The 14,975-nt window shown below is 72.4% G+C and carries 17 protein-coding genes; 10 read left to right on the top strand and 7 right to left on the bottom strand.

Going from position 1 to position 14,975, the window contains the following annotated elements; genetic code table 11:
* The first annotated feature begins 5 nt into the window (after positions 1 to 5).
* Complete coding sequence (locus tag FBY22_RS15035; RefSeq protein WP_142145878.1) at positions 6 to 629, top strand: TetR/AcrR family transcriptional regulator; 624 nt, start codon at positions 6 to 8, stop codon at positions 627 to 629.
* Between the two features lie 76 nt (positions 630 to 705).
* On the top strand, positions 706 to 1,245 hold the full coding sequence (locus FBY22_RS15040) for a cysteine hydrolase family protein (protein ID WP_142145880.1): 540 nt from the start codon (positions 706 to 708) through the stop codon (positions 1,243 to 1,245).
* Between the two features lie 49 nt (positions 1,246 to 1,294).
* Here FBY22_RS15040 and FBY22_RS15045 read toward each other — a convergent pair whose 3' ends face one another.
* Entirely contained in the window at positions 1,295 to 1,894 is a 600-nt protein-coding gene (locus FBY22_RS15045) for a lytic transglycosylase domain-containing protein (protein ID WP_142145882.1), read from the bottom strand.
* 216 nt (positions 1,895 to 2,110) lie between these two features.
* Here FBY22_RS15045 and FBY22_RS15050 point away from each other — a divergent pair, with 216 nt between their 5' ends.
* Both FBY22_RS15050 and FBY22_RS15055 read left to right on the top strand, forming a co-directional pair.
* Complete coding sequence (locus tag FBY22_RS15050; protein WP_186363013.1) at positions 2,111 to 2,251, top strand: hypothetical protein; 141 nt, start codon at positions 2,111 to 2,113, stop codon at positions 2,249 to 2,251.
* Positions 2,252 to 2,288: 37 nt separating this feature from the next.
* Entirely contained in the window at positions 2,289 to 3,302 is a 1,014-nt protein-coding gene (locus tag FBY22_RS15055) for a MerR family transcriptional regulator (protein ID WP_142145884.1), read from the top strand.
* A 97-nt stretch (positions 3,303 to 3,399) separates the two neighbouring features.
* Here the strand turns inward: FBY22_RS15055 and FBY22_RS15060 are convergent, their stop codons facing one another.
* The 3 genes from FBY22_RS15060 to FBY22_RS15070 all read right to left on the bottom strand — a co-directional run bounded on the left by FBY22_RS15060 (position 3,400) and on the right by FBY22_RS15070 (position 5,665).
* Positions 3,400 to 3,981 (bottom strand): DUF4383 domain-containing protein, encoded by a 582-nt coding sequence (locus tag FBY22_RS15060; protein ID WP_142145886.1) that lies wholly within the window; start codon positions 3,979 to 3,981, stop codon positions 3,400 to 3,402.
* A 60-nt stretch (positions 3,982 to 4,041) separates the two neighbouring features.
* Positions 4,042 to 4,971 (bottom strand): hypothetical protein, encoded by a 930-nt coding sequence (locus tag FBY22_RS15065; RefSeq protein ID WP_142145887.1) that lies wholly within the window; start codon positions 4,969 to 4,971, stop codon positions 4,042 to 4,044.
* Between the two features lie 145 nt (positions 4,972 to 5,116).
* Positions 5,117 to 5,665, bottom strand: coding sequence for a MarR family winged helix-turn-helix transcriptional regulator (locus FBY22_RS15070; RefSeq protein WP_260844847.1), 549 nt, complete (start codon positions 5,663 to 5,665; stop codon positions 5,117 to 5,119).
* On the opposite strand from FBY22_RS15070, the gene FBY22_RS45930 reads away from it, so the two are divergent.
* Together FBY22_RS45930 and FBY22_RS15080 are read left to right on the top strand one after the other, a co-directional pair.
* Positions 5,560 to 5,841 carry an alpha-L-rhamnosidase C-terminal domain-containing protein gene (locus FBY22_RS45930; protein ID WP_142145891.1) on the top strand — a complete coding sequence of 94 codons (282 nt, stop codon included), beginning with the start codon at positions 5,560 to 5,562 and terminating at the stop codon, positions 5,839 to 5,841. The genes FBY22_RS15070 and FBY22_RS45930 overlap by 106 nt on opposite strands.
* A gap of 68 nt (positions 5,842 to 5,909) precedes the next feature.
* Positions 5,910 to 6,623 (top strand): VOC family protein, encoded by a 714-nt coding sequence (locus tag FBY22_RS15080; RefSeq protein ID WP_142145893.1) that lies wholly within the window; start codon positions 5,910 to 5,912, stop codon positions 6,621 to 6,623.
* A 22-nt stretch (positions 6,624 to 6,645) separates the two neighbouring features.
* Here the strand turns inward: FBY22_RS15080 and FBY22_RS15085 are convergent, their stop codons facing one another.
* Positions 6,646 to 7,497, bottom strand: a complete 852-nt coding sequence (locus FBY22_RS15085) for a SigB/SigF/SigG family RNA polymerase sigma factor (protein ID WP_142145895.1) — start codon at positions 7,495 to 7,497, stop codon at positions 6,646 to 6,648.
* Positions 7,498 to 7,919: 422 nt separating this feature from the next.
* Between FBY22_RS15085 and FBY22_RS15090 the strand changes: the two genes are divergently transcribed.
* From FBY22_RS15090 to FBY22_RS15105, 4 genes are all read left to right on the top strand, one after another.
* Entirely contained in the window at positions 7,920 to 8,168 is a 249-nt protein-coding gene (locus FBY22_RS15090; RefSeq protein WP_142145897.1) for a DUF5133 domain-containing protein, read from the top strand.
* Positions 8,169 to 8,360: 192 nt separating this feature from the next.
* Entirely contained in the window at positions 8,361 to 9,551 is a 1,191-nt protein-coding gene (locus tag FBY22_RS15095; protein WP_260844848.1) for a glutamate--cysteine ligase, read from the top strand.
* 159 nt (positions 9,552 to 9,710) lie between these two features.
* Entirely contained in the window at positions 9,711 to 11,495 is a 1,785-nt protein-coding gene (locus FBY22_RS15100) for an N-acetylglutaminylglutamine amidotransferase (RefSeq protein ID WP_142145899.1), read from the top strand.
* Entirely contained in the window at positions 11,468 to 13,486 is a 2,019-nt protein-coding gene (locus FBY22_RS15105) for a prolyl oligopeptidase family serine peptidase (protein ID WP_142145901.1), read from the top strand. The genes FBY22_RS15100 and FBY22_RS15105 overlap by 28 nt, the downstream gene beginning before the upstream one ends.
* Before the next feature lie 30 nt (positions 13,487 to 13,516).
* On the opposite strand, the gene FBY22_RS15110 is transcribed toward FBY22_RS15105, so the two are convergent.
* Together FBY22_RS15110 and FBY22_RS15115 are read right to left on the bottom strand one after the other, a co-directional pair.
* Positions 13,517 to 13,933 (bottom strand): ATP-binding protein, encoded by a 417-nt coding sequence (locus tag FBY22_RS15110; RefSeq protein ID WP_142145903.1) that lies wholly within the window; start codon positions 13,931 to 13,933, stop codon positions 13,517 to 13,519.
* Positions 13,927 to 14,814, bottom strand: a complete 888-nt coding sequence (locus FBY22_RS15115) for an MEDS domain-containing protein (protein ID WP_142145905.1) — start codon at positions 14,812 to 14,814, stop codon at positions 13,927 to 13,929. Before FBY22_RS15115 ends, FBY22_RS15110 begins: the two co-directional genes overlap by 7 nt.
* Positions 14,815 to 14,975 lie beyond the last annotated feature (161 nt).

A 14,975-nucleotide genomic window follows, 5' to 3' on the forward strand; every position in this document is an offset into this window, starting at 1 on the left:
GCCCCATGCCGAAGATCAACGCCGCCACCGTCGCCGAGCACCGTGCACAGCAACGCGCCGCGCTGATCCAGGCCGCCGTCGACATCCTCGTCGAGCAGGGCGCCGCCGCTGTCACCCCGGCCGCGGTCGGCGCCCGCGTGGGACTCGCCCGCTCCAGCTTCTACCAGTACTTCCCGTCCTCCGCCGCGCTGCTCGCGGCCATCGTCGAGGAGTCCTTCACCGCCGCCGACGCCGCCACCACCCAGGCCCTCGTCGACGTACACGAACCCGCCGCCCGCGTCGACGCCTTCGTCCGCACCGAACTCGCCCTGGCCGCCCGGGGCATGCACCGCCCCGCGAAGGCACTGATGCAGGCCGACCTCCCCCGCGAGTGCCTCGACCGCGTCCACGAACTCCACCGACACCACTACGCCCCCCTCCAGGCCGCCATCGCCCTCCTGGGCGCCGGCGCCGACGAGCTGACCGGCCGGCTCGTCGGCGGCATCGTCCAGGCGGCCATGACCGCCGTCGAACACGGCGCCGACCCCGACCGCGTCGCCGACCGCGCCCTCACCCTCGTACGCCACGGCCTGACCCCGCCGACCGCCGAGCGGTCCGACGAACCCGCGGCCGGCGTCGCCCACGACTGACCCTGCCGTCGACCCCGGCGCGCACTCGGCCGCCGCGAACCTGCATGGGCTGCTCCCGTGGGGCACTCTGCAAGGTATGGGCCAGACTGCGCTGATCGTCGTCGACATGATCAACACCTACGACCACACCGACGCCGACCTGCTGCTTCCCTCGGTGACGGACGTCGTGCCGAGGGTGACCTCGCTCCTGGAGCGGGCGCGCGAGCAGGAGGCGACCGTCATCTACGTCAACGACAACTTCGGCGAATGGCGCTCGCACCACGGCGAACTCCTGGAAAAGGCCTTGGCCGGCCCGCACGCGAAGCTGGTCGAACCGCTCGTGCCCGACGACAACTCCCTCTTCGTGGTCAAGGCACGCCACTCGATCTTCTTCGAGACGCCCCTGAACTACCTGCTCTCCCAGCAGGGCATCGACCATGTGGTGCTGTGCGGACAGGTCACCGAGCAGTGCATCCTCTACTCGGCCCTGGACGCACACATCCGCCACCTGGAGGTGACCGTCCCCCGCGATGCCGTGGCCCACATCCACACCGACCTCGCCGAGGCCGCGCTGCGCATGATGGAGCGGAACATGGGCGCCACGGTCTGCGACGGCGACGATCTGTGGCGCGGCTGAACGGTCGCTCCCGGCCGGGTGTGCCGGGGCGGGGCGTCACCCCGGTGGCTCAGGACCCCGTGTCCTCGCGCCTGTCGCGGCCGTCCGCCAGCACCGCCGCCGCCCGGGGCCGGTACGAACGGAAACGACGCAGGTAGGACCGCGCCATCGGGCCCGGCGGCACTCCCCGGGCGAACGCCCGCATGTTGCGTTCTCCCGCGTTGTAGCCCAGGGCCAGCAGCTCCTCGCGGGTGTAGCGGCGCACATGCCGTTCGGCAAGGCCTCGGTCGAGGTCCGCGAGATGCAGCGCCGCGGCACGGACGGCGAAGGCGGGATCGTCACGCAGGTCCTGCCAGCGCTCCGGCAGGCCGTGCGCGCGCCGGACCCGCTCGAACGTCGCGCGGTGCATGTTGGCCACCCCGAAGGACGCCTCCGGCTTCCACCACTGCCACAACCGCTCCAGCAACGGATGGTGCGGCTTGTACGCCTCGTTGTACAGCACGGTCAGCACCAGCAGCGGCGACACCCCCGCCGCCTCGGCGCTGCGCAGCACGCAGTCGGCATAGTCCGCCGGGTCGTATTCAGCGGGCCGCAACGGCGGCGTCCGCGCCTCACCGCCATCGGGCCCGTCCGACCCCGGCCGCGGCACCGCCGTCGACGGTTCAGCCATCCCCACCCTCGTTTTCTCGCTCGCCCCGGCGGGGCGGCAGACCGTGAACGATTCCGCAGTGCACGTGCCCCCGCGCCCCGCACTCATTCCGGAGTCCGCCGCCTTCCCGTGCATCCGTCGACCCTGCCGCTCCAGAACAGAAGCTGCCGAGACCGGCACGGAGATCGGCGTACGGACACCGAAGCGGAGGCCCTTGTGATCGAAGTCGAGCGTTCTGTGACGTTGGATCACCCCCTGGCCGAACCGCTGCTCAAGCGGGAGTTCCAACGGCTCGCCGACGAGGTGTCCGAGCAACTGCCCCGAGCCGTGGACCGTGCGGTGGGCGCCCCGGAGACCGAAGGAAGGCACCCCCGGTGAGCGGCGCCCGGACCGCACGCGGCGTCGTGACCCGCCGATGGACGTGAGCGAGCCCGAGGCCGACGTGCCGCCGTCGGCCGGGATGACCACCGGCTCCCTCGCCAGACGTCTGGGCGTGTCGCCCACGACGCTGCGGTCCTGGGACCGCAGGTACGGTCTGGGCCCGGCGACCAGGGCGCAGGGACGCCACCGGCGCTGGACGCCCGAAGACGTCGCCATGGTCGTCGAGATGTGCCGTCTGACGGCCGGCGGCATCCCGCCGGGCGAGGCGGCGAAGGCGGCAAAGTCGCAAATGGGCCGGCCGCAGCCGCAGCCCGTGGCACCCTCCCGCCCGCCGAACCACGCCGTGGCCGCCCCGGCGGACGTCATCGAGTCCGTCACCGCCTCGCGGTCCGCCAGCGGCCTGCCGCTGGGCAACGTACGGCACGAGTGCAAGGGCCTCGCGCGCGCCGCCGTCCGCCTGGACGCCGTCGCCGTACAGGAGCAGCTCACCGCGGTGATCCGCGCCTACGGGCTGGTCGTGACCTGGGAGGAGATCCTGTCCCCGGCACTGCAGGCCGTCGGGCGCAAATGGCAGTCGGCCGGCGAGCGCTACGTCGAGGTCGAGCATCTGCTCTCCTGGCACATCTCGGCGACGATCCGGCACGTCTGTGTGGCCGCCGCGCCCGCGCAGAGGGAGTGGAAGTCCGCTCCCGTGATCCTGGCCTGTCTCCCGGGTGAGCAGCACACGCTGCCGCTCGAGGCACTCAACGCCGCACTGGCCGAGCGTGGTGTCGCGACGCTCATGCTGGGCAGCGCCGTACCTGCGGAGGCGCTGACGGCCGCCGTGCAGCGCGTCGGGCCGAGCGCGGTGGTGCTGTGGTCGCAGTCCGGTTCGACGGCCAGTCTGCCGCTGGCCCACCATGTCGCCTCCACCCGCTGGGGCATCCGGGGCGCTCGCACGCAGAGCCATGTGCTGCTCGCGGGCCCCGGCTGGGGGCGCGGGCAGCGTCCCGGTCTGCTGCGTCCGCGTGGCCTGCAAGACGCACTGGTCATGCTCGAAGGGCTGTGACCCGCGACCCACACGGCGGTGGTCCGCGGGAAAGTGGCCCTCGCCGGCTGTCGTCGAGCCCGAGGGCCACCGTGTTCCGAGCGGTCCGCTGCGCCCGCTACTCCTCGCGCTGTGCGCTCATGCCGGCGAGCGCCCGTTGATCCGCCACCCCGCCCGAGGGCAGTGCGGGACCCTGGCCCCGCTCGCGGCGGCGGGCCGCGAGCGACTCACGGGCCGCCTCGCGGGCGTGCCGGCGACGCCAGTACGGATTGTCGTGCGGCAGCTTGCTCGAGACCCGCCCGTACATGCCGAAGGTCAGGATGATCAGCCCCATGACGAAGCTGAACAGGACGTTGGTCATGCCGAAGTCGAGGAAGTTGGCCGAGCGGTCGAGGATGAAGATGTGGACGAAGCCGCTCAGCAGGAACAGCGTCCCGACCACCATGTTGAGCGTCGAGGCGAAGTTCCCGCCGACGATGCCGCCGCCGATCAGGGCCAGGCCCACGACGACGGAGATCAGGCTGAGCACGCCGTTGGTCGACATGCCGGCGATGCTCTGCCCGTCGGTGCTGAACGGGCTCAGTTCATCGGCGAAGCCGAGGGCACCGAAGACCAGCAGGGTCAGCCCGCAGAAGGCGGCGCCGTACCGGTAGACCTTGGCCAGACTGTGATCCAGGGGAAGCTCGTCGCTCAGTTTCATGGCGAATCCTTTCCGTGCACTGTTCGCGACAAATCGGCCGTACGGTTGCACGCTCGTCCGTCACGGCCCCAGCAAGGTCACGGCACCGGTCGCCGCGACCTGTCCGGCGGCCGTCACGACGAAACGGGCTCCCATGTGATCCGGTACGACGTCCACGGCGGCCCCCCGGACGGGCAGCGGCGAGCGGAGATCCACGTACAGGCCGGCCACTGCGCGAGCCGTCATGCCCGAGGACAGCAGGACGGCCTGCCGACCCGCTTCCAGCACGGCCAGGGCGGGCAGACCGGCCGGGCGGCCCGGCAGCAGAACGGGATGGGCAGGGTCGCGCGGGACGATCACCAACCGGCCCTGCGGCCCGCGGGCCAGCAGCACGTCGGGCTCGGAGACCGCACCCACCGCCGCCGCGGCGGGGTGCAGCAGCGCGGAGCCCGGTGCGGGGACGGGCGGTCCCGTCTCCGTCGGCGCCGAGGCGAACCTGATGGCGCACGTCGCGAAGAGTTGCTCCGCGTGCAGGTATTCGGCGGTGACGCGGAAAGAGGTGAGGGTGCCTGCCCGAAGCGCGAGGTCGCTCAGCATCACCCGGACCGACACCCGCGTGGCGCTGCCGCTCTCGACGGGCTGCGTTCCCGCGTACAGCCCCAGGTTCACCGACACCGCTTCGAGCAGTGGCTCCTGGCCGGGGCGCAGGTGCCGGCTCTGCACGGCCGTGGCGAGCTGGCGGGTGGACTCGACGACGATCAGCGGGTGGTGCGACACGGCGGTGGCGCGCTCGTTGAGAGGGTGCAGCCGTGGCCATTGGCACTGTGCCTCGAAGAAGCGGTCCCCCAGCCGGCGCAACGTCATCACCAGCATGCAGGCCATCGTCTCGAGCCGCAGACCGCGCCAGGTCAGCGGCTCACCCGGGCCCTCGTGCTGCTCCTGCGGAATGCCGTGTGCCGCGGCGACGGGCTCCCCGGCCAAGGCCACCTCGTGCACTGCCCTGTCCAGCATGAAGCCTCCTGATGGGCGGAGAGTTCCCCTGCGAACCCGTGATACCGGGCATTCGCGACGAGCCGCGCCGCCGGATGCGCCGGCACCGAATTCCACGGCGAAGGTGGAGGGCCGAACACCCCGGGCCGGGGGCCACGGCCGGGTGTCAGGGGGCGGCGATGAGCCGAGGCTCGCCCCAGTCGGCGGCCGGAGTCTGCCGCAACGCGTCGACGGCCGTGGCGCCGATGCGGTCGGCCAGGACCGACTCCATGACCGCGATGGTGGCCTGCGCCCCCTCGTGGACCCGCCGGCCCTCGGCCGTGGTGCGGATGAGGATCCGGCGCGCGGTACCCGGATCCGGGACCTGTTCGAGCAGGTGCATGCCGATCAGGGCGTGCACCACCTGATGGGCCGTCTGCCGGGCGACGCCGATGCGGCAGGCGAGTTCCGACAGGGTCGTTCCTCGTCGTCGAGCAGCGCGAACACCGACGCCTGGGTGGGAGGTCACCGGCTGTTCCCCGGCCGCTTCCATGCCGGCGAAGAGGGCGTCCTCGAACCAGCGCCGGGATTCGGCGCGGAGCTCGTCTCCGTGCGGGGCGGTGACCACCTGTGGGTGGGGATCGCGGACGAGGAGGTGGGGCGAGACCCGGATGGGGGACCGTCGCGCCTTGTCCCGGCGGAGGTCTGACGTCGGCGTCGGCCCGTCACGACTCACCGCAGGGCACCATCGCCGGCCACTGGCGGCTGACCGACGACGACCTCGCCCTGACGGTCGGGACACCGCCCGGAACCGAGGCCGGGATCCGCCTTCCGGGAGCCGCGCCGACACTCGCGGGACCCGGCACCTCCACGTACGAAATTCGGGTGCGACAGGGCCGGGCTCGTCCATAGGATCTTCGTCCGGGTGCCGCGCGGTGCCCGCCGACGGCCGGCATTCGACACCGGGGGTCCGTGACGCAATGAGCAGCCGCCTCTTCGCCATCTCCTTCGACGCGCATCAGCCCGAGCGACTGGCGCACTTCTGGTACGGCCTCCTGCGGCTCGACAGAGCCGACGACCTCCACGACGGCGTCGCGCTGCTGTCCGGCAACGACGCCGGGTACCGCCTGGGCTTCCGGTCCTCGCGGGCGCGCAAAGTCGCCCAGAACCGGCTGCACTTCGACCTGACCAGCTCCTCGCCGGAGAACCAGCGGGAGACGGTGGCCAGGGCACTGGACCTCGGGGCGCGGCACGCGGACGTCGGGCAGGGCCCGGACGCGTCCCATGTGGTGCTCGCCGACCCCGAGGGCAACGAGTTCTGCGTTCTGGAGCCGGGCAACCGCTTCCTCGCCGGCTGCGGCCTCATCGGAGCGCTCGCCTGCGACGGCTCCCAGGCCGTGGGGTACTTCTGGAGCGAGGCGCTCGGCTGGCCGCTGGTCTGGGACCAGGACGAGGAGACGGCCGTCCAGTCGCCGAAGGGCGGTACGAAGCTCACCTGGGGCGGTCCGCCCCTGATGCCGGACCCCGGCAAGGACCTGCACCTCGAACTCGCACCGGACGGCGATCAGCGGGCCGAGGTCGAGCGCCTGCTCTCGCTGGGCGCGAAGCGTCTCGACGCCGCTGACGATCCGGGCGGCGCGGTAGTGCTGGCCGACCCGGACGGCAACGAGTTCCGCGTGCTCGCCGACGGGTGAGGCCGGTCGCCCGACGCGGGTGTCACCTCGTCGAGCCGCCGCCCGAGCGCCGGCCGAGTGCCTGTTCGCGGACGAGGGCGCAGCTGCGCGTGATCAGTCGCGACACGTGCATCTGGGAGATGCCCAGCCGGCTGGCGATGCTGCTCTGCGTCATGTCCTCGAAGAAGCGCATGTACAGGATCGCCCGTTCCCGCTCGGGCAGTCGGCGCAGGCCTTCCTTGACGGCCTCCCGGTCGAGCACGACTTCGTAGGAGGCCTCAGTCGTGCCGAAGGTGTCGGCGAAGCTGTAGCCGTCGCCGTCGGAGGACATCTCGACGTCGAGGGACAGGGTCTTGAAGCTGTCCATGGCCTCCATGCCCGCGGAGACCTCTTCCTCGGTGAGGCCGGTGTGGACGGCGAGGTCCGCGACGGTGGGTTCGTGGGTGCCCGGGGCCTGGGTCAGCTCGCGGCGCGCCACCCGGACCTTGTTGCGCAGCTCCTGCACCCGGCGCGGCACCCGCAGGGCCCACATCCGGTCGCGGAAGTGCCGCTTGATCTCACCGGTGATGGTCGGCACGGCGTAGCTCTCGAAGGCTCCGCGTGAGGGGTCGTAGCGGTCGACGGCCTTGACCAGCCCGAGCGCGGCCACCTGACGCAGGTCCTCGATGTTCTCTCCCCGGTCACGGAAGCGGCCGGCGATCCGGCGGGCCATGGGCAGCCAGGCCTCGACGAGTTCGTCGCGCAGGGCGTTGCGTTCGGGGCCCTCCTCGAGCTCCGCGAGCCGGGTGAAGAGCGCCGCGGTGTCGGGGGCGTCGTCATGGGCGCGCTGCGCGGTAGGGGCGGCGGCGGTCGTCGTGGGCGTGCCGGAACGGCTTGTCGACATGTCGATGAGCATGCGTAGTGGCTCCCCGAACGATATGGGGCGGACCTGGAGGTCGTGGACCAGGCCGCCCGACGGTATGGCAGCAGTCAGGGTTCGCCGAGGTGAGCTGCCGAGCCATGTGGTGGCTCGGAGGGCAGGTCCACCCGGCGTGCGCCTCCGGTCCGAAGCGTGTGGTTCCGGTTGCCCGCCGGTCGCGGCAGCAAACACCCCGATCGCGGAACGTGCGTCGATTCGTCCCGGCGGTCCCCCCGGGAGGCAGTGGCCCTCGCGTCATGGACGCCCTGGCAGGTGTGGATCCAGCGGCGCGGGGCACCAGAAGATCGCTCAAGGCCGCTGAGCGCGGTGCACGGGGTGAACCTCCTGCCTCATGCGGCCTGACCAGCGGCCGCGTCGGCCGCGTTGAGAGTCGTGTCCTGTGGGGAGAGGGAATCGTCATGCTGCTTCCGGCCGAGAAGGATCTGCGCGCCGTGCTGGCCCGTTTCGAAAACGCGCGCATCGCGCACGATGTGCATCCGTCCGGACGGACGAGCCGTGCGCTGGAGGACGCCACGTACACGCTGTGCGTCATGACCGCCTCCCGTACCGCCGAGCAGGCCGTCTCCGCGGCCCGAGCCCTCCTCGACCGCTACGCCGCCGCGGGTCGGCAGACGCCGGACCAGCAGGACAAGACGCTGGCGGCGTAGGGCGCTCTGCCGCTGAGCGTCGTCGGCGTGCCGCGTTACGCTCATATGAGAGGTAGCCAGTTCAGACGGGCGAGGAGTTGTGCCTATTTGTCCGGGCTCTGGGCACTTGGAGGACCTGAAGGCCACCGTGCCCTCGGCCCGGGACGCACGTCCCGGACACGCCGACGTTCGAGCAACACCTCAAGGAGTGCCGTGAACATTCGCATGGGAGTCGAGGAGGAGTTCCACATCCTGGAGGTGGAGAGCGGACTTCTCGTGCCGCGCGCCGACCAGGTACTGCGACGGCTTCCCCGGCGGACCTTCACCGCGGAGATGCACCAGTCCACCGTGGAGTCGAACAGCGGGGTGCACGACTCCCTGGACGACCTGTACGCCGATCTGGCAGGGACGAGGCGGCGCCTCGACGCGGCCGCCGCCGAACTGGGGCTGGCGGTGGTGGCCGCCGGCACCGCCCCTCTCGCACCGGCCGCCTCAGGCCACCCCACCGCCGACCCCCGTTACCGCCACATGGTCGAGGAATACCGGCAGGTCGCCGACGAGCAGCTCATCTGCGGCGCCCAGGTCCACGTGGACGTGCCCGACCGGGACACGGCCGTGGGGATCATGTGCCTGATCTCGCCCTGGCTGCCCGTCCTGCTGGCGCTGTCGGCCAGCTCGCCGTTCTGGCAGGGCTCCGACACCGGCTACGCGAGCTGGCGCACGCTGCTGTGGCAGCGGTGGCCGACCGCCGGCCCGGTGGGCTGCTTCTCCAGCGCGGCAGACTACGACGCCGCCGTCGACGGACTCGTCCGCAGCGGAGTCATCAGCGACGCGGGGATGATCTACTACGACGTCCGGCCCTCCGCTCATTTGCAGACGCTGGAGCTGCGTATCTGCGACGCATGCCCCCGTGTGGAGACCGTCGTGCTCGTCGCCGGCCTCTACCGGGCCCTGGTGGCCGACGCCCTCGAGCGCCGGGCGACCGGCGCGGCCGCCTGCGACGGCCGGCACGAGTGGGTGCGCGGTGCGACCTGGCGGGCCGCGAGGTCGGGCCTGGGAGGCACGCTGGTGGATCCCGAGACCCGGGGCGAGGCGCCCGCCGGGGAGGTCGTACGCAAACTGCTCGCCCGCCTGCGTCCCGCGCTCGAGGCCCGGGGGGACTGGCAGACCGTCAGCGCGCTGGCCGAGTCGGCACTCGCGGAAGGCGACGCCGCGCGGCGCATACGCCGGACCGCCCAGGACGAGGGCCTGCTGGCCTGCACCGACATGCTGATCGCCGACACGCGCGGCGAGCGCCGGGACCGCAGAAGGACACCGCCCGGCCGCAAGAGCATCCCGTTCGCCGTCCCGGACCCGGCAGGCTCCGCTTCCGCTTCCGGGGCGCCGGAGGCCGTCGGCCGCTGACCCGCGGCCCGGCTCACGGGTCCGCCTTTTCCTGACACCCCACGGAGGTTTCGTCATGCCCAGCCATACCGCCCGGGCCGCGACCGGCAGGCGCGGTCGCGGCCCGGCCCGCTCTTCGCGACCCGCGGCCGTCACCTCGCGGACGGGAGGTGACGCGCTGTGTGCGGTCTGAGCGGGGAGATCCGCTTCGACGGGCGGCGACCCGACCTCGCCGCCGTGGAGCGCATGAGCGACCGGCTGGCGGCCCGCGGTCCCGACGGGCACGGAACCTGGACGCGGGGCGCCGTGGCGCTCGGCCATCGGCGACTGAAGATCATCGACTTGTCGGACCTCGGGGCCCAGCCGATGACCGACGCCGAGGGGGAGATCACCGGCGTCTTCAACGGCTGCGTCTACAACTACCAGGCGCTGCGTGAGGAACTCCGTGGACTGGGCCACCACTTCGTGTCGACGTCCGACACCGAGGTGGTGCTGAAGGCTTACCGGGAGTGGGGCACCGCCTGCGTCGAGCACTTCCACGGCATGTTCGCCTTCGCCCTGGTCGAGCACCGCACCGGACGGCTCGTACTGGCCCGCGACCGGCTGGGCATCAAGCCGCTGTATCTCGCTCCGGCACCGGACAGGCTGCGGTTCGCCTCCTCGCTGCCCGCCCTCCTCGCCGCCGGCGACACCGACACCTCCCTCGATCCGGTGGCCGTCCACCAGTACCTGAGCTGGCACGCCACCGTCGCGGCGCCCCGCACCGTCCTCAACGGCGTGCGCAAGCTGCCCCCGGCCACCGTACGGATCGTCGAGCCGGACGGCAGCCATCGGGACCACCGCTACTGGCAGCCCTCGTACACCCGCCGGCCCGAGTACGCGGGCATGAGCGCCGACGAATGGCGTGACGCGGTGCTGGAGGCGCTGCGTACGGCCGTGCGCCGCCGGATGGTGTCCGACGTTCCCGTCGGCGTGCTGCTCTCCGGCGGACTGGACTCCAGCCTGATCGTCGCGTTGCTGGCCGAGGAGGGCCAGCGCGACCTGATGACGTTCAGCGTCGGCTTCGAGGCCGAGGGCGGGGAGGAGGGCGACGAGTTCCGGTACTCGGACCTGGTCGCCCGCGAGTTCGCGACGGACCACCGCCGTACGACCGTTCCCTCCGCCCGGGTGTCGGCGGCGCTGGACGACACGGTCGCCGCGATGAGCGAACCGATGATCAGCCACGACGTGGTCGCCTTCCACCTGCTGTCCGAGCAGGTCTCCCGGGAGGTGAAGGTCGTGCAGAGCGGGCAGGGCGCCGACGAGGTGTTCGCCGGATACCACTGGTACCCGCAGCTCGCCGCGGTCGCGCGCGAGGACGAGCCGGAACGGTACGCCGAGACCTACTTCGACCGCCCGCACGACGACCTCGCGCGGATCCTGCAGCCGCACATGCTGCCGTCGCAGGACGTCTCGGGCCGTTTCGTGACGGAGCACATGGCGCATCCGGGGGCGGAGACCGCCCTGGACGCGGCACTGCGGCTCGACACGCACGTCATGCTCGTCGACGACCCCGTCAAGCGCGTCGACAACATGACCATGGCGTGGGGGCTGGAGGCCCGGGTGCCCTTCCTCGACCACGAACTGGTGGAACTGGCCGCGGCCTGCCCGCCGGAACTCAAGCTCGCCGACGGCGGCAAGGGCGTCCTCAAGGAGGTCGGACGCAAGCTGCTGCCCCGGGAGGTCGTGGACCGACCCAAGGGATACTTCCCCGTGCCGGCCATCCGCCACATGGCGGGACCGGTCCTGGAGCGGGTGCGGGACGCGCTCGAAGCGCCCGAGGCGAAGGCGCGCGGGCTGTTCCAGGAGTCGTACGTCAGCGAACTCCTCGCCGCGCCCGAAGAGCACCGGACCAAACGCGGGGCCAACGCCCTGTGGCAGGTAGCTTTGCTCGAGATATGGCTGCAGACGCACGGCATCAAGTGACCGGCCGCACGGCCACCGGCACCGCCCGGACGGTGCCCCTCGGCAGCGACACCGCCCCCGTCGCGGTGGCCCTGCCCGAGGCGGCGGGCCCGCGAGACGCCGTCACCCGGCTGCGCGCGCACGGCTGCTGGTACCCCTCCGCGAACCCCGACGGCACCGAGGCGGCCTTCATCTGCGACCGCGGCGGCGTCCCACAGCTGTGGGCGGGGCCGGTCCAGGGAGACGAGGTCCGGCTGCTCGACACGTCCCCGGACCCCGTCACGGAGGTCTCCTGGTCACCGGACGGCCGCTGGATCGCGTACACCGCCGCGCCCGGCGGCGGCGAGCACTCACGGGTGCTGTGCGTGCGGCCCGACGGCACCGGCCGCCGCATCCTCGCCGGGGCGGATCCCGACACCTCCGCCTACCTCGGCTGCTGGGCGCACGACGGATCGGCCGTCGCGGTCACGGTCGCCGTGCCCGCGGTGCGCAAGTCCGGGGACGGTTCGCCCGACGGGACCGCGAACTCCGTCGCGGGGCCTGCGCCCCGGGGCGGCGACGGACTGTCGGCCTATCTGCTCGACCCCGACGGTCTGGCGTCCCCCGCCCTGCTGGCCACCGAGGCCGATGCCGCCACCCTGCGGGTGTGCGACCTCAGCTTCGACGGCACGCTCGCCCTGCTGCGCCGAGGGCCGCGCGGCCGACGGGAAGCGGTCGTGCGGCGTACGGCCGACTCGGCCACCACCTGCACCATGCCGGTGGCCGACGGCGATCCGTGGATCGGCCGCTTCTCGCACGACGGCCGGACACTGTGGCTGCGCACCGACGCCGACCGCGAGTTCGCGGCGCTGTACGCCCTCGAACTCGACGCCGACGGCGCGCCGCGCGCCGCCACACCCGCGGCCCAGCGCCCGGGCAGCGGACTGGAACTGCTGTCGATGGCACACGACGGCCGTACGGCCGTGCTGGTCTGGAACGTGCGGGGCGCGAGCGAACTCGAACTCCTCGAAACGACCACGGCGCCATCGGGCGCGGACACCACGGGACCGGCGCGGCCGGTGCCCCTGCCGCACGAGGTCGTCACCCGTGCCGTGCCGGCCGGGGCGGGCCGGCTGCTGCTCGCACTGTCCGGCTCACGGCGCCGCCCGGGCGTGTGGTGGGCCCACGAAGGGGTGTCCCTGCTGCGCACCCGCTGGTCCTCCCGCGACGAGGACGCCGTCCCGCCCGGCCGTCCGCCCGTACGGCCCGTACCCCTGCACCTGACGGCGAGGGACGGACTGCCCCTGAGCGGCTGGTACTACAGGGCACCAGGGCGCGCCCCCGGCGAGCCGGCCCCCTGTGTGATCCACCTGCACGGCGGCCCCGAGGAGCAGGAACGCCCGGTGTTCAACCCGCTGTACCACGAACTCCTCGGCCGTGGACTGGACGTCTTCGCGCCCGACGTCCGTGGCTCCTCGGGACACGGCAGGTCGTTCGTCGACGCCGACCTGGGCACCGGCCGGTTCGCCGCCCTGGACGACGTCGCGGACTGCGCCGCCCACACCGTCACGGCGGGTCTCGCGGACCCGACCCGGCTGGCGGTCATGGGACGCTCCTACGGCGGCTATCTGACGTTCGCCTCGCTCGTGTGGCACCCGGACCTGTTCCGTACCGGCGTGGCCGTCTGCGGCATGTCCGACCTCCTGACGTTCTTCGCCGGCACCGAGCCGTGGATCGCGGAGTCGGCGGCGCACAAGTACGGACACCCGGTCCACGACCGCGAGTTGCTGCGCTCCCTTTCGCCGATGACCCGCATCGACGCGCTGCGCGTCCCGCTGCTCGCCGTCCACGGCGAGCACGACACCAACGTGCCACCCGGGGAGTCGGAGCAGTTCGTACGGGCGGCGCGTGAGCGCGGTGTCCCCGCCGAACTGCTCACCCTGCGCGACGAGGGCCACGACTTCCTGCGCGCGGACAACCGGCGCCTGTTCCGGCGGAGTGCCGCGGACTGGATGCAGCGCCACCTGGGCTGAGGACCGCGCCCGGCTCGGCCACGGGAGTGTTCAGGGCAGGTGCATGAGCAGCGTCACGGCGGCTCCCGCGGCCCCCGTGGCGATCGTGAGCCGGTCGGTGAGCAGCCGGGCCAGCCACAGCCCCCGGCCGCCCGTGCTGTCCAAGTCCGGGGCTGTTTCGGGAAGTTCGGGCGTGAACCCGGGGCCCTTGTCGGTGATCAGGCACTCCAGCGCGCCGTCGAGGCGCCGGAGCACCAGATGGCCGCCGCCCCCGGCGTGTTCGACGGCGTTGCAGGCGATCTCGTCGACCGCCAGAACGAATTCGCCCAGCCGGTCGTCGTCGAGCCCCTCCTTGGCGGCCGTGCTCTCGACGAGGGCCCGCAGCAGGGCCAGGCAGTCCGCCGTGAACCGCTGCTCCAGCAGGGTCCCGTCCGCCCGGTCGACGGACTCCTCGGAGAAGTTCAGCATCCGGCCCGCACCTCGCTCAGCGTGAGCCGGGGCACGGACGCCGCGCCGAGTTTGCGCAGGATTCCGGCGTGGAGGACCGAGCAGCGGATCTCGATCCGCTTGTGGTCGGTGGCCAGTTGGACCTGGCGCAGCAGGTCGAAAGCGCAGTGGACACCGAGGAAGTGCAGGTGTGTGAGGTCCAGCAGCAGATGGCCGCGGTCGGAGGTCTGCGCCAGAGACTCGGTGAGGGCCGTCCGGAACTGGTCCAGGGTGGTCAGATCGGCGTCGCCGGCGAACCGCACCCCGTCCTCGTCGGGGATCGACAGAAGGACCCCGAGGCAGTCGTGGAGGCGGCGGGGATGAGCGTCGTGCATGGCCTCCACCACGTCGGGGGCGAACCAGTCCCGGTCGTAGGCGCAGACCTCCGTGTAGGAGCGGCCGGTGAACAGGTGCTCCACGTGGGTCTCACGGTGCACGACCCCCGACACGTCGGCACCCAGGTCCGGCACCCAGCGCATGTCGATGAACGTGCGCAGGCCGGTGTACCCCTCACGCCGGGCCCGAGCGGTCTCCTCCCTCAGTCGTGCCGTCTGCCGGTCCATGGTGAAGGCGAGGTCGGGACGGATCACCTCCCGCATGCTGCTGAGCACGAGCTGCCCGCGCGCCCTCGCGGCGGCGGCCTGCGGGCCGTACGTGTCCAGGCGGGTGAGGACCTCCCGCCGTGGCACGTCGGGGTCGGCGAGGACCATCACCTTCTCGTGGCGGGCGAGACCCAGCCAGACGTACGCGGTGAGCACCTGCCAGCGCGACTCACCGAGGCCGTAGCCCACGAAGGCGTGGTCGCCGGGCCTGAGCCGCTGGACCGGGATGAGGCCGGCACAGCCCGTCTGCCTGTCGTGCATCGCAGCGTCCCCTCTGGTGGCGGCCCGCACTCCGTAGCTGCGTGACACCACACCGTAGCCGTCGGCGCCGCTCCCACCCTCACCACGAACGGATATGCCTTCCGAAGGGCGTCGTCTGCGCACAGCCGCCCACTTGGTGATCGCTTCCGACTGCCTCGGGC

The sequence above is a fragment of the Streptomyces sp. SLBN-31 genome, assembly GCF_006715395.1.
Taxonomy (GTDB): domain Bacteria; phylum Actinomycetota; class Actinomycetes; order Streptomycetales; family Streptomycetaceae; genus Streptomyces.

Coding starts and splice junctions, on each gene's coding strand:
- FBY22_RS15035 (WP_142145878.1), top strand. CDS start 6: ATGCCGAAGATCAACGCCGCCACCGTCGCCGAGCACCGTGCACAGCAA.
- FBY22_RS15040 (WP_142145880.1), top strand. CDS start 706: ATGGGCCAGACTGCGCTGATCGTCGTCGACATGATCAACACCTACGAC.
- FBY22_RS15045 (WP_142145882.1), bottom strand. CDS start 1,894: ATGGCTGAACCGTCGACGGCGGTGCCGCGGCCGGGGTCGGACGGGCCC.
- FBY22_RS15055 (WP_142145884.1), top strand. CDS start 2,289: ATGGACGTGAGCGAGCCCGAGGCCGACGTGCCGCCGTCGGCCGGGATG.
- FBY22_RS15060 (WP_142145886.1), bottom strand. CDS start 3,981: ATGAAACTGAGCGACGAGCTTCCCCTGGATCACAGTCTGGCCAAGGTC.
- FBY22_RS15065 (WP_142145887.1), bottom strand. CDS start 4,971: ATGCTGGACAGGGCAGTGCACGAGGTGGCCTTGGCCGGGGAGCCCGTC.
- FBY22_RS15080 (WP_142145893.1), top strand. CDS start 5,910: ATGAGCAGCCGCCTCTTCGCCATCTCCTTCGACGCGCATCAGCCCGAG.
- FBY22_RS15085 (WP_142145895.1), bottom strand. CDS start 7,497: ATGCTCATCGACATGTCGACAAGCCGTTCCGGCACGCCCACGACGACC.
- FBY22_RS15090 (WP_142145897.1), top strand. CDS start 7,920: ATGCTGCTTCCGGCCGAGAAGGATCTGCGCGCCGTGCTGGCCCGTTTC.
- FBY22_RS15105 (WP_142145901.1), top strand. CDS start 11,468: ATGGCTGCAGACGCACGGCATCAAGTGACCGGCCGCACGGCCACCGGC.
- FBY22_RS15110 (WP_142145903.1), bottom strand. CDS start 13,933: ATGCTGAACTTCTCCGAGGAGTCCGTCGACCGGGCGGACGGGACCCTG.
- FBY22_RS15115 (WP_142145905.1), bottom strand. CDS start 14,814: ATGCACGACAGGCAGACGGGCTGTGCCGGCCTCATCCCGGTCCAGCGG.